The organism is Nonomuraea sp. B19D2, assembly GCF_040137845.1.
Lineage (GTDB): Bacteria > Actinomycetota > Actinomycetes > Streptosporangiales > Streptosporangiaceae > Nonomuraea.
Window position 1 is genome coordinate 98,125 of sequence record NZ_JBEFAK010000025.1, and the last position, 13,593, is coordinate 111,717.

A 13,593-nucleotide genomic window follows, 5' to 3' on the forward strand; every position below is an offset into this window, starting at 1 on the left:
CGCCTCGCGGTTACGAGCCGAAGAACTCCACCATGAGGGGAGCCACCTTTTTCTGGTCGTAGAGGTGCCCCTCGTCCGGCAGGCGGATGAGGCGGGCGTCGGGAAGCCGCTCGGCGAGCGTCACGCACGCCTCCTGGATCGCCACCGAGCTCTTGCGCCCGCTCACGAGCAGTGTGGGCGTCGTGACCTGCGGCAGCAGCGCGAAGGGAATCGCGTTGTGCTGCTGGCTGATGATCGTGTCATAGACCGCCGACGGGGCCATGGACAGGAACGCCTGCCAGGCCGGGTGCCCCTTGACCTTCGCCAAGGTCTCCTCGGTGATGAACCCGACGATGCTCATCCCGAAGTGGGTGACCGCCTCCTCCCTGCGGCCCTCGGCGACGAGCCGCTTCAGCGTGGCCAGCTGCTCGTCGGTGGCCTTGGGCGAGTCGTAGGGCGGCTCGTACAGCCCCAGCTTCGCCAGCGGCAGCCCCATGGCGGCGGCGTGGATGGCGACCATTCCCCCGGTGCAGTTGGCGAAGAGCGCCGGCGGCTCGCCGATGTGATCGACCAGGGCCGCGAGGTCCTCGACCTCGCGCTCGATCGTGTACGTCTCCGGGTCCCCGTAGTCGCTGTCACCGTGCCCGCGGCGGTCGGTGTTGTACACGGTGAAGTGCCCGGACAGGATGTGCGCGAAGGGAGCGAACATCGCCTTGTCGTTCAGCCCGCCGCCGATGACCACGACGGGCGGCCCGCTCCCCGACTTCTCGAACGCGATGCGGGTGCCGTCGGCGGAGACCACGGTCTCGACCGGCAGGTCGCGCGGCCCGGCGTAGTCGTTCTCCAGCCGGAGATCCTCTGGCGCCATTCCGTGGTCGACGGCCGCCTGTGCCGCTTCTACCATCAGCACGCTCCTTTGCTTAAGCGCGATTGGGGATTCTCTTACGCTACCGGGCGGGCGGCGCGGTCTTTCTTCAGAATTGCCGTGGCCGCCGGATCCGGCGTTCTTGAAGAGGCCGGCGCACTCCCTTTTGCCGCGCCCGGCCATGGCGAGCGCAATTTAGAAGGTTGCCGGAAAAGCGCCGCGCAATACCATGCGAGATAACCGCCTGAATGACATCTTCCGGCGATTCTCGTCTTTTGGAGGCACCCGATGGAAGCTCGCTGCCCGGTGGTCCTGGACACCGCCGGCCTGGACGTTCATGCCGAGGCGGCCCGCGTCCGCGCGAACGGCCCGATCTCTCAAGTGGAACTCCCCGGCGGCATCGTGGCCTGGGCGGTGACCGGCCACGACGTGGCCAGGCAGGTGCTGTCCGACAGCCGCTTCACCAAGGACCCCAGGAACTGGCCCAAGGCGGCGAACGGAGAAATCCCCCCGGACTGGCCGATGATCACGTGGGTGGTCATGGACAACATGACCACCAGGGACGGCGACGACCACAAGCGGCTGCGCAAGGTGATCGCCAGGGGGTTCACCGCCCACCGCGTCAAGGAGACCCGGCCGCTCATCGAGAAGATCACCCAGGAGCTCCTCGACGACCTGGCGGAAGTCCGGCCGGGCGAGGTCGTGGACCTGAAGGCGAGGTTCGCCTACCCGCTGCCCGCACGGGTGGTCTGTGACCTGTTCGGCGTTCCGGAGGAGGCCCGGGCCGACGCGTTGCGCGGCGGCGAGGTCAACGTCAGCACCTCCATCTCCCCCGAAGAGGCCGAGGCGAACGTCGAGCAGTGGCACCGGGCGATGCTCGAGCTCGCCGAGCACAAACGACGCGAGCCCGGCGACGACCTGACCAGCCTGCTGGTCAAGCCCGACGGGGACGACCGCACGCAGCTGTCCGACGAGGAGATGGCCGGCACGCTCCACCTCATGCTCGGCGCTGGCTCGGAGACGTTGATGAACGTCCTCAGCCACGCCGTACGCCACCTCCTCACCCACCCCGAGCAGCGTGCCCTCGTCGAGTCCGGCGAGGCGAGCTGGGACGACGTCTTCGAGGAGACGATTCGGGTGGACTCCCCCGCCGCGATGCTCCCGTTCCGCTTCGCCACGGAGGACGTCGAGATCGGCGGCGTCGTCGTCAGGAAGGGCGACCCGGTTCTCATGGGCTTCGCCGGTATCGGGCGGGATCCGGAGGTCCACGGCGACACCGCCGGCGAGTTCGACATCACCCGCGCGGACAAGGCGCACCTGTCGTTCGGCCACGGCCTCCACTACTGCCTGGGCGCGCCGCTGGCCCGGCTGGAGGCGATGATCGCGCTGCCCGCGCTGTTCGAGCGGTTCCCCCAGATCGAGCTCGCCGTGGCTCCCGAAGACCTGGAGCCGCAGGGCACGTTCATCATGAACGGCCACCGCGCGCTGCCCGTCCGGCTGACCCCTCCGGCGGGCCTGGACCGCCTCGCCTCGTGAGCCCGTTGGAGAGAGCAGATGGTTCTGACTGACATCGTCGACCGCAAGGTCGGCGCACCCCGGTGGACGGCGCTCGTGCTGCTGTGCACGGCCAACTTCATGGTGATCCTCGACTCCCAGATCGTCATATTGGCGCTGCCGTCGATAGCGGCGGACCTCGGGATGACGACCGCCCAGGCGCAGTGGGTGCTGAGCGCGAACCTGCTGACCTTCGGCGGGCTCCTGCTTCTCGGCGGCCGCGCCGCCGACCTGCTGGGACGCCGGCGGATGTTCATGTGGGGCACGGCGTTGTTCCTGGGCGTCTCGCTGCTGTCCGGCCTCGCGTGGAGCACGGAGGTCATGCTCGTCGCCCGGGCCTTGCACGGCGTGTCCGCCGCGCTGATGGCGCCCGCGGCGCTGTCCATCCTGACGACCACGTTCCCCGAGGGCGCGCAGCGCAACAAGGCGCTCGCCGGCTGGTCCGGCATCGCCGGGATCGGCGCCACGGCCGGCCTGGTCATCGGGGGCACTCTCACCGCCGGCCTGGGCTGGCAGTGGGTCTTCTTCGTCAACGCCCCCGTGGCGCTCGTGATGCTGCTGCTGAGCCCGCTGCTCCTGCCCGAGAGCCACGAGCGGCGCGCGCGGCACACGTATGACGTGGCGGGCGCCCTGACCAGCACCGCGGCGCTGGCCGTGGTCGTCTACGCCGTCGTGGAGGCGCCGGCCGCCGGCTGGGCAAGCGGGAAGACGGTGGGGCTGTTCGCGCTGGCCGCGGCGCTGGCCGGCCTCTTCGTGCTCCTCGAGAGGCGGTCCCCGGCGCCGCTGGTGCCCCTGCGCATCTTCCAGAGCCGTACGCTGACCGGCGGCAACCTGGTGACGGCGCTCATGGGCATGGCCGCCTTCGGCATGTCGGTCACCATCTCCCAGTACGCGCAGCAGGCGCTGGGTTATTCGCCGCTGGAGTTCGGCCTCAAGCAGGCCGTCATGCCCGGCATGGCGTTCGTCGGCGCCTACGCGGGACAGGCCGTCGTCACCCGGGTGGGTTACCGGCCGGTCGCCGCGATCTGCGCGGTGCTGATGGGCGCGGGCACGTTCCTGCTGACCCAGGCGCCCGCGGACGGCCAGTACTTCCGGGACCTCTTCCTCGCTCTGCTGATCTTCGGTACGGGCCTCGGCGCGGGCACCGTCGCCGCCGCGGCCGCGGCGCTGTCCCGGGTCGGCGAACGGGACGCCGGGCTCGCCTCCGGGATCAACACGGCGGCCCTCCAGATCGGCGGTGCGATCGGTGTCGCGATCGTCTCGACGGTGATCGCCGTCAACGCGACCGGAACCGATCCCGCCGGGATGACGACGGGCTACCAGGCGGCGTTCGGCGCCTGTGTGATCTTCGCGGCCACCGGTCTCGTCCTGACGTTGGCCGTGCTCTCGCGCTCGCGGCAGCCTCGCACGGACACGGGGTCACTGTGAAGAATCTAACCGAGCACGTTCCCCCGGCGGAGGCCCCGTCGTCCACGCCGGTCGTCGAGATCGTCGTGCCCATTTACAACGAGGAGAAGGTCCTTGAGACGAGCATCCGCCGTCTCAACGCCTATCTGACCGCCAGCTTCCCCTACTCGTTCCTGATCACCATCGCCGACAACGGCAGCACGGACAGCAGCTGGGAGCGGGCCACGTCGCTGGCGGCGGAGCTCGCCAACGTCAACGCCATCCGGATCGAGATGAAGGGCCGCGGGCTGGCCCTGCGCCGCGCGTGGACGCAGAGCCGGGCGGAGATCGTCGCCTACACCGACGTCGACCTGTCGATCGACATCGTCGCGTTCCTGCCGCTGGTCGCCCCGCTGCTGTCCGGCCACAGCGACCTCTCGATCGGCACCCGGCACGCCAACGGCTCGCAGGTCGACCGGACCGTGAAGCGCGCCGTGCTGTCCAGGACGTACAACTACCTCCTGCGGGCCACGCTGGGCGCCCGCTTCACCGACGCTCAGTGCGGTTTCAAGGCCGGCCGCCGCGAGGTGGTCCAGGCGCTGCTCACGGCCGTCGACGACAACAAGTGGTTCTTCGACACCGAGCTGCTGCTCGTCGCCCAGCGCAACGGCCTGCGCATTCACGAGGTGCCCGTCGACTGCCTGGACGACCCGGACAGCTCCGTCGATCTGTGGCGCACCTCGTACGAGGATCTGCTCGGCCTCGTCCGCGTGGCCCGCAAGGCCATCGCGGACGCCCTGCACGTGCAGGTGCCCCTGTCCCACTACCGCACCGCCGGCTCCGCGGGCGGGCCATGGCGCCTGGCGCGTCTCGCGGTCGTCGGCGTCCTCAGCACGATCACCTACCTCCTGCTCTTCCTCATCCTGCGCGCCGTCACGCCGGCCATGGCCGCCAACGCGATCGCGCTGCTCGGCACCGCCGTCCTCGGCACGGCGGTCAACCGGCGCTTCCCCCTCGGCATCAGAGGCATCCAGTACGCGACGCACCATCAGCTCGAAGCGGCGGGCGACTTCCTCATCCGGGTGGTGCTGAGCAGCGCGGTCATCCTCGCCTTCCAGGGCTTCGCGCCGGCCGTGGCGGCGACGATCGAGGTCCTCGCCGTCTGCGCGGTCGTCGCCGCCGCCCCGTTGCTCAGGTTCCTGCTGATCCGCCCGTGGCGCGGCGCCCGCAAACGCCCGGAAGAGCGGCCAGAAGATCGGGGGGTGCGGCAGCGTGAGCACACGCCGTCCCGATGAGCGGGAGTACGTCCACGAACGGCTCGGGGATCGCTTCGAGGAAGCGCTGTCGCTCTACGACACCGCCCGCCGGGTCGAAACGCTCATCGACGAGTTCCTGACCGACGAGATGGTGCGCGGCAAAGAGGCTCTCGACGTCGGCTGCGGGCTCGGCTACTTCAGCCGCCGCCTGCACGAGCGGGGGGCCGTCGTCACCGCCACCGACCTCGGCGCCGGCCTCGTGGAGCAGACCCGGCGCAGGGTCGGCTGCCGCGGCGAGGTGGCCGACGCGCTGCGGCTGGCGGACCACTTCGGGCCCGGCCGCTTCGACGTGGTGGTCTCCTCGGAATGCATCGAGCACACGCCCGACCCCGCCGAGGCCCTGCGCCAGATGGCGCGCGTGCTCAAGCCGGGCGGCCACCTGGTGGTCAGCACGCCGAACCTGCTCTGGCGCCCGGCCGTCATGCTCGCGACCCGCCTCGGCCTGCGGCCGTTCGACGGCTTCGAGAACTTCAGCACCTGGCGCTCGCTCCGCGCGCCCCTGGAGGAAAGCGGCATCACCGTGCTCCGGGAGAAGGGACTGCACCTGTTTCCGTTCCAGTTGGGGGCGCACGGCCTCTCGCGCCGCTGTGACGCACGCCTGCAGTCGCTGCGGTCGCTGATGATCAACCTGTGCCTCCTCGGGCGGAAACGCGCCGGCACGTGATCCCATGACCAGGCTCCTGATCATCAACGCGGACGACTACGGGCTGACCGAGGGGATCGCCCGCGGCATCCTGCGTGCCCACCGGCACGGGGTGGTGACCAGCACGTCCGTCCTCGCGGTCGGGCCGTGCGTGCGGCGGACGGCCCGCTGGCTCGCCGACGAGCCCGCGCTCGGCACCGGGGCGCACCTGGCTCTTATCGGGGTCGATCCGCCGGTGCTGACCAGCAGGGAGATCCCCACGCTCACGACGCGGCGCGGCGGCTTCCCGCGGGACTGGCGGGCCTTCCTGTCCAGGGCGTCGGCGGGACGGATCGATCCCGCCGACGTCGAGCGGGAGTTCTCCGCCCAGCTCGAGCGGCTCACCGGCGAGTGCGGCCTGCGCCTGACCCACCTGGACACTCATCAGCATCTCCATCTGTGGCCGCCGGTCTCCCGCGTGTTCGTCGCTCTCGCGCGCCGCTGGCGCGTCCGGGCCGTACGGCTGCCGTCCAGCCGGGCCCGCGGGCCGAAGGGAGCGGGGATCCGCCACCTGAGCGGCCGGCTGGCGCGGCGCACCAGCGCGGCGGGCCTGCTCAACCCCGAGGCGTACGCCGGACTCGACGAGGCGGGCCGCCTCACGCTGCCCCGGCTCATGACGACGATCGACCGGCTGGCCGCTTCGGGCGCCGCCACCGTCGAGATCAACTGTCACCCCGGCGAGGGTTGCGACGACGCCGCCCGCGCCCGCTATTCGTGGGGCTTTCACCGGGCCGGCGAACTCGCGGCGCTGACCAGCAGGGAGCTGCGAGACAGGATCGCCAGGCACGGCTTCCGCACCGGCACCTACGCCGACCTGCCGGACCCGGCCGGCCGGCCGTCGCCCGCATAGGGGTCTCGGAGGAGGAATCACATGTCTGCCTGGCTCGACGCGTGGAACGGCGACCAGAGCCTGTACGTCAACGACCGCCACAGGCGATGCCACTACAGCGCGATGGCGGAGGAGATCATCGCCCTGCTGCCGCCCGGCGCCGGCCGCGTCCTCGACTACGGCCCGGGTGAGGCGCTGTCCGCCGGCCGCGTCGCCGAGGTCTGCCGGGAAGTGATCCTCTGCGAGGCGGCGGACACCATGCGGGCCGCTCTGGCCGCCCGGTTCGCCCGCCACCCGAGTGTGACGGTGATCGGCCCGGACGGGCTGGCCCGGCTCGCCGACCGGTCCGTCGACCTCATCGTGGTGCACTCGGTGGTGCAGTACCTCACCGCGGACGAGCTGAACGTCCTGCTGCGTGCGGCGCACCGCCTGCTGGCGCCCGGCGGCCGGTTGGTGCTCAGCGACCTGGTGCCTCCGGGAGCGGGCCTGCTGTCGGACGCCGTGGAGCTGCTCCGGTTCGCCTTCAGGGCGGGCTTTCTCGTGGCCGCGGTGGCCTCCCTGGCGCGCACGGCGTTCTCACCGTACTCGCGGGCCCGCCGCCGGCGTGGCCTCACCCGGCTCGACGAACGCCGGCTGACGATCCTGGCGGGCCAGGCGCGCCTCACGGGCAGACGGCTGCCGGCCAACCTCGGCAACAACCGGGCCCGGTGGGCTTTCCTCGCCCACCGGGCCGATGTCGCCGCCGCCGGCGAGTAGCCGCCGGCTGTCATGTGCCTCGATGCGCCCGCAGGATCAGTGAGACCCCGTTGAGCGACCTCACCGGGAGGTGGCGCTCGGCGGCCACGACCACGGTGAGGCAGGCGTTGATCCAGGCGGGCGGCGCGACGACGTCACTACCGGTCGCCCGCCGCCGGTGCCATGCGGCGACGGGCCGCAGCAGCACGTTCCAGCTCCACATCTCGTCGATGACGAGCCCGGCGTCCTGGATGCACCGGGCCAGCCCGTCACGGCTGTACCTGCGGAAGTGCTGCGCGACCTCGTCGTGCGCCGACCACAGGCGCATGTCGGCGGGGACGGTGATCAGGGCCGTGCCCCCCGGGCGGAGGACACGGAAGATCTCCGCCGCCGCGAGGTGGTCCTCCTCGATGTGCTCGAGGATCTCGAACGCGGTGACCAGCTCGAACGTGCCCTCCGGCCAGGGGAGGTCGCGCGCGTCGGCGTGCACGGCGTTGAGCCCGCGGGCGCGCGCGATGTCCACGGCGGTCTCCGAGATGTCGCCCACCACGGTGTCCCAGCCGTGCTCGACCAGGACCTGGGAGTTCCCGCCGCCGGCGGCCCCGATGTCCAGGGCTCGTCCCGGCGGGCCCAGGCGGCGGATCTCGCGAGCGAGAATGTTGCGCTTCTCCCTGAACCACCAGTGACGTTCCTCGATGTCCGCCATGCGGTGGATTTCAGCCGATCTCACGGTGCTCCCTTCCCAGGTCCTCGCTTCAGCCGAGCCCCCTAAACCAGCGCGACCAGCGGTTCGGCCGCCGGCTCCGCCACGTCCGCCTCCTGGCGGGCGCGAAGGTTCTCGATCATGTATTCGGCCAGCGCGACGACGTTCGGCTTCGCCCAGAGGATCGTCGGCGCCAGCTCGACCCCGTACCGGCGTTGCAGCCGCATGCGCAGCGGCACGGCAAGCACCGAGTCGACGCCGAGTTCGATGAGCGGCCGCTTGAGGTCCACGTCCGCGGGGTTCAGGTTGAGCTCGGCCGCCACCTGGGCGCGTACGTCCTCCGTGACCAGGTCGCGGGCCTCCTCGTCGGAGAGCGCGGCCACGTCGACGGCGATGCCGTCCGCCGCCGCGGCGGCGGCGCTGCCGTCGGGGGCGGTCAGCTCCCTGAACATCGGCAGCCGCGGCGTGTTCGGCGGAGTCGGCAGCACCCGGAGTATCGCCTGGTAGGAGGACTGGAACCGGTCGCCGAACGCCCACGCCCTGAAGGCCTCGGATGCCGTGACGGCTTCCAGGCCGCGCGAGTTGGCTTCGAGCATCGTGGCCGAGAGGTTCCTGGACAGTCCCAGGCCGCGCCACGAGGTCCAGCCGAGGCTGATCGTCTCGGTGTGCCCGCCCGCGTTGCGGTGCCGGGCCAGGGCGTCCAGGAACGAGTTGGCCGCCGCGTAGCTCGCCTGCCCGGTGAGGCGGGCGAACTGCCCGCACGAGGAGAACAGCACGAAGAAGTCGAGCCGGCCGGGCGGGAAGAGCCGGTGCAGCGCCAGCGCGCCGTCGACCTTGGGCGCGAGCACGTCGCGCAGCCCGTCGCGATCGACTTTGTCGACCATCGCGTCGTTGACCACGCCGGCGGTGTGCACGACGCCGGTGATCGGCGGCAGCCCGAGCGCGCCGGGCGCGAGCACCGCTTCGACCTGGACGGGGTCGGTGATGTCGAGCCGGACGACGGCGACCGTGACGCCCAGCGCCTCGAGTGCCAGGATGGCGTCGATCTGGCGGCGGACGTCGGGGTCGCCGATCGAGTCCCATTCGGCGCGAGGCGGCAGCCCGCTCCTGCTCACGAGGAGCAGCCTGCGGGCCCCGCGTTCGGCCAGCCATCGGGCGACCTCCAGCCCGAGGGCGCCGAGCCCGCCGGTGATGAGGACGGTTCCCGACGGGGAGCACCGCAGCGGCCGGCCGTCGGCGCTGCGCTCGATCGGGCTCAGCCGCGCGGCCTCCGGTCCGTGGCCGGTCAGCGAGATGACGTCTTCGTCACCCGCGGCGCCGCGCATGAGGTCGAGCAGCCGGGAGCCGGTGTCGTCCGGCACGTCGGGGAGGTCCACGGCCCCGCCCCACAGGTCGGGGTGCTCGCCGGCGATGATGCGGGACACGCCCCACAGCGGGCCGTGCGAGAGGGAGCGCCGGTCGTGGGCGTCCCGCACGCCGCGAGTGACGCACCAGAGCCGCTGCGGCGCGGCGCCGCCGTTCCTGCCGATCTCCACCAGGCGCTGCACGGTGCGGATCAGCGTCCAGGTCGCGCGTTCCGTCGCCGCTTCCAGGTCGCCGGGCCCGCCCAGCGGGGGGACGACGACGACCGCGCCGGGCCGGGTGAACAGGTCGCGGTCCAGCTCCGTCGCCCAGGAGTCGTCCGTGCCGCCGGCAGACACCACGACGCAGGGCGTGCCCGCGCTTTCGAGCTGGGCGGCGAGCACGGCGGCCGCGTCGTCGCCGCCGACGAGCACGACCTGCTCGACGGACGTGCTCCCGGCGGGGGTCAGGCTCCGCCACGCCACCTCGTGGACGAGGTCTCGCGGCAGAACGGCGGTGCCCAAGTGGTCGACCGGCGCGAACCGCAGGCCGGTGACCTCACAGACGATCTCGCCGTCCGCGTTCGCGACGAGCACGTCCACGGTGTCCTCTGGGGAGGCGGGTGCGCGCCTGCTGTGCACGATGATCCGCGCGGGCGGCTCGCCGTGGAAGGCCACTCTGCCGATCGAACGCGACATCCACAGCACGTCGGCGTCCCCTGGCGACACGACCGCCGCGCTGATCGTCAGCGCCCCGTCCAGCACGTGCGCCCAGCTGCTCGCGCGCGTGGCCGGGCCGGGCTCGATGACCATGAGAGCGAGCTGCTCCTGGTCGTCGCCACGCAACTCGTCGAGCTCCCAGGGGAAGGCGTAACCCTCGACCCCCATCCGCGCGAACATCGTGTCGATCCTGGCGGGGATGCTCAGCGGCAGGCGGGCGCGGATGCTCGCGTGATCCAGCGTGCCGGAGGGCAGCACGCCGCTGGAGTCGATGGCCGCGGTGGTGTGCGTGATCCACTCGTCGCCGTCGTCGCCGGCGTCGGCGAGCCGGGTGGCCAGCGACAACGACCTGCCTTCCCGGACGATCTGGACCACGCGCGGCGGCTCGACCGCGAGCGCGGTGCGCAGCCCGATGTCGGCGAGCGCGGGCGGCACGCCGCCGTCCTCGGCCGCCGCGGCCATGAAGGTGTTGAGGATGGACGCCGCCGGGGTGACCTCCACGCCGTCGAGCCGGTGGCTCTGCGGGTAGGGCCGGCAGGACATGTCGAGGTGGGTCTGCCAGACCTTCCTGGCGGAGGCGCCGCTGACCGTCATCCTGCCGCCCAGCAGCAGATGGCGGTCCGGCTCGTGTCCCTGCCCGAGCCCGGCGCTCGCCGTGGACTCCTGGAAGATCCAGTACGGGCGGTGCTGCCAGGCCGCGGCGGGCAGGCCGAGCAGTTGGCCATGGGCGTGGTGCCGTGACCAGTCGATCTCGGCGCCGTCGCAGTGCAGCTTGGCGAGGTTGCCGAGGATCGTCTCGGCCTCGTCGGTGTTCCTGCGCAACGTGACGGCCTGCACCGCGTCGTCCACGTCGAGGGACTGGCACGTCTCCATGATCGAGTGGGTCACGATGGGGTGCGACGAGATCTCGAGGAACAGCCGGTGACCGTCCAGGATCGCCGCCTGGACCGCCTCGGAGAAGCGGACCGGATTGCGCAGGTTGGCGGCCCAGTACGCGCTGTCGCGCGCGGCCGTCGATCGCGGGTCGGCCATGGCCGTGCTGTAGAGGCGGATGCGCGGCGGTACGGGCGTGAGCTCCGCCGCCGCGGCTTCGACCTCGGCCAGGACGCGGTCCACGTGCCGGCTGTGGAACGCGATCTCGGTGTCGACCTTCCGCAGCTCCACGCCCTCCTCGGCCCAGCGCGCGGCCAGGCGGTCCACGGCGTCCTTGTCGCCCGAGATGACCGTCGAATGCGGGCTGGCGGAAATGGCCGCCTCGAGGCCGGCCTGGCCGGCCAGGCGCCGGGCGGTCTCGTCGAAGGACAGACCGGCCATCACCATGGCGCCCTGCCCTTCCAGGCGCTGCAGCGCGGCCGCTCTCCGGCAGGCGAAACGGGCGGCCTGTTCCAGGTCGAGCGCGCCCGCGGCCACTGCGGCGGCGATCTCTCCGACGGAATGCCCGATGACCGCGTCGGGCTCGACGCCGAGCCGGCGCCAGACCGCGGCCAGGCCGGCCTGGATCGCGAAGGTCAGCGCCTGGATGTGGGCCGCCGTCCAGGGGCCGCCGCCGGCGATCGCCTCGCGGGGCGTCCAGCCCAGCTCGTCGCGGAAGACGTCCGCCAGGGAGTCGATCGTGGCCGCGAACACCGGGTCGGTGGCGAGCAGTTTCCTGCCCATGCCCGGCCACTGGGCGCCGTGGCCGGAGAACACCCAGACCAGGGAGTTCTCCCGGCCGGAGGGAACACGGGCGGACAGCACGCCGGGCGCGGTTCCCTCGTCGGCGAAGGCACGCAGGCGCTCGGTCAGCTGCGCGGCCGAGCCGGCGATCGCCACCGCGCGTTGCGCCAGGTGGGAGCGGCGCCGGGACAGCGTGTGCCCGACCGAGGCCAGCGGCGCGTCCCGCTCACCGGTCAGCCAGTCCGCGACGGAGCCCGCCAGCGCGCGCAGCCCGGACTCCGACATGGCCGAAAGGGGGAAGACCTGAGGCTCGTCCGACGCGGCCTCGGCCACGGGCTCCCCGCGCCCGTTGACGCCCGCCGACGCCGTGCGTCCATTGACGCCCGCCGACGCTGTGCGCCCATCGACGCTCGCCGGCACCGCACGCCAATCGACACCCGCCAGTGCTGTGCGGTCATGTGCCTTCGCCGGTGCGGCGGGCTGGTCGCCTTCCTCGAGGACGAGGTGGGCGATCGTGCCGCCCACGCCGTAGCTGGAGACGCCGGCGATCCTGGCGCGCCCGCTCCTGGGCCACGACGTGGGCGCGCCCACCAGGCGCAGACCGGAGTCGGCGAGGGCCGGGTTCGGCACGTTGTGCAGGCTCGGCGGCAGCTGCTCGTGCTCGAGGGCGAGGACCGTCTTGATGACCCCGGCGATCCCCGACCCGCCCTCGACGTGGCCGATGTTCGGTTTGGCCGAGCCGATCAAGCAGGGACGTCCGTGCGGCCGCCCCGCGCCGAGCACCCTGGAGAGCGCCTTGATCTCCATGCCGTCGCCGGCCGGGGTGCCCGTGCCGTGGGCCTCGACGTAGTCGACGTCCTGCGGCGCCACCCCGATGCGGGCGTAGATCTCGCGGAGCATGTGCTCCTGCGCCTCGGCGTTGGGCGCCATCATGCCGTCGGAGCGCCCGTCCTGGAAGACCCCGCTGCCGAGGATGACCGCCCGCACGGGGTCGCCGTCGCGGCGCGCGTCGGCCAGGCGCTTGATGACGACGACTCCCGCGCCCTCGCCCCTGCCGTAGCCGTCGGCGTCCTTGTCGAACGCCTTGCTGCGGCCGTCGGGGGACATCGCGCCCGCGCCTTCCAGGGCGACGTTGAGCGCGGGCGTGGCGATGATGTTGACGCCGCCGACGATCGCGAGCGACGTCTCCCCCGACCGCAGGGCCTGGCCGGCGACGTGCAGTGCGGTCAGGGAGCCCGCGCACGCCGTGTCGACGGCCATGCTCGGCCCGCGCAGGCCGAGGAAGTACGAGACCCGGTTCGCGATGCCGTAGAACGTGGTTCCGTTCACCGCGTAGGCGCCGGTCCGCGGTATGTCCTCGAGCAGGCGGCGGCCGTAGTCGTTGGAGTTGGCGGCGACGTAGACGCTCGCGTCGGTGCCGGTCAGCGAGAGCGGCGCGATGCCGGCGTTCGCCAGGGCCTCCCAGGAGAGCTCGAGCATGAAGCGCTGCTGCGGGTCGAGGAAGTCGGCCTCCTTGGGCGAGATCCCGAAGAAGTCGGCGTCGAACCCTTCGATGTCGTCGAGGAACGAGCCGCGGCGGGTCGCCTCTCGGATGATCATTGTCGCCTGCGGGCTGCTCGCCGCGTACGGCTTCCAGCGTTTCTCCGGCATATCACCGACTGCGCTCCTGCCGGCGGCGAGAAATTCCCAGAGCCGCTCGGGAGAGTTGAGGTCCGGCGCGAACCTGCAACTCATTCCGATAATGGCAATGGGCTCGCCGGACACTGCGTGCTCACTCAAGTGATCTCTCCTCTGCAACGGATACCGCGGAAATCATGGGAGCTGACAA

The 13,593-nt window shown here is 71.9% G+C and carries 9 protein-coding genes; 6 read left to right on the plus strand and 3 right to left on the minus strand.

Annotation, left to right across the window (positions count from 1 at the left end; genetic code table 11):
- Positions 1 to 10 precede the first annotated feature (10 nt).
- A complete protein-coding gene (locus ABN273_RS36385) occupies positions 11 to 883 on the minus strand; it encodes an alpha/beta fold hydrolase (RefSeq protein WP_349453646.1) in 873 nt (290 codons plus the stop codon).
- Positions 884 to 1,132: 249 nt separating this feature from the next.
- Here ABN273_RS36385 and ABN273_RS36390 point away from each other — a divergent pair, with 249 nt between their 5' ends.
- The 6 genes from ABN273_RS36390 to ABN273_RS36415 are packed head-to-tail and all read left to right on the plus strand — an operon-like array spanning position 1,133 to position 7,367.
- Positions 1,133 to 2,380: a cytochrome P450 family protein gene (locus tag ABN273_RS36390; RefSeq protein ID WP_349453647.1), complete on the plus strand. Its 1,248-nt coding sequence runs from the start codon at positions 1,133 to 1,135 to the stop codon at positions 2,378 to 2,380.
- 18 nt (positions 2,381 to 2,398) lie between these two features.
- Entirely contained in the window at positions 2,399 to 3,826 is a 1,428-nt protein-coding gene (locus tag ABN273_RS36395; RefSeq protein ID WP_349453648.1) for an MFS transporter, read from the plus strand.
- On the plus strand, positions 3,823 to 5,079 hold the full coding sequence (locus ABN273_RS36400; protein WP_349453649.1) for a glycosyltransferase: 1,257 nt from the start codon (positions 3,823 to 3,825) through the stop codon (positions 5,077 to 5,079). Before ABN273_RS36395 ends, ABN273_RS36400 begins: the two co-directional genes overlap by 4 nt.
- Positions 5,057 to 5,764, plus strand: coding sequence for a class I SAM-dependent methyltransferase (locus ABN273_RS36405; protein ID WP_349453650.1), 708 nt, complete (start codon positions 5,057 to 5,059; stop codon positions 5,762 to 5,764). Before ABN273_RS36400 ends, ABN273_RS36405 begins: the two co-directional genes overlap by 23 nt.
- A 4-nt stretch (positions 5,765 to 5,768) precedes the next feature.
- The gene (locus ABN273_RS36410) at positions 5,769 to 6,632 is read left to right on the plus strand and encodes a ChbG/HpnK family deacetylase (RefSeq protein ID WP_349453652.1); all 864 of its coding nucleotides are present in this window, start codon (positions 5,769 to 5,771) and stop codon (positions 6,630 to 6,632) included.
- A gap of 21 nt (positions 6,633 to 6,653) precedes the next feature.
- Positions 6,654 to 7,367, plus strand: coding sequence for a class I SAM-dependent methyltransferase (locus tag ABN273_RS36415; RefSeq protein WP_349453653.1), 714 nt, complete (start codon positions 6,654 to 6,656; stop codon positions 7,365 to 7,367).
- Between the two features lie 10 nt (positions 7,368 to 7,377).
- On the opposite strand, the gene ABN273_RS36420 is transcribed toward ABN273_RS36415, so the two are convergent.
- On the minus strand, positions 7,378 to 8,076 hold the full coding sequence (locus tag ABN273_RS36420) for a class I SAM-dependent methyltransferase (RefSeq protein WP_349453655.1): 699 nt from the start codon (positions 8,074 to 8,076) through the stop codon (positions 7,378 to 7,380).
- A gap of 38 nt (positions 8,077 to 8,114) precedes the next feature.
- Positions 8,115 to 13,529, minus strand: coding sequence for a type I polyketide synthase (locus tag ABN273_RS36425; protein WP_349453708.1), 5,415 nt, complete (start codon positions 13,527 to 13,529; stop codon positions 8,115 to 8,117).
- Positions 13,530 to 13,593: the final 64 nt, after the last annotated feature.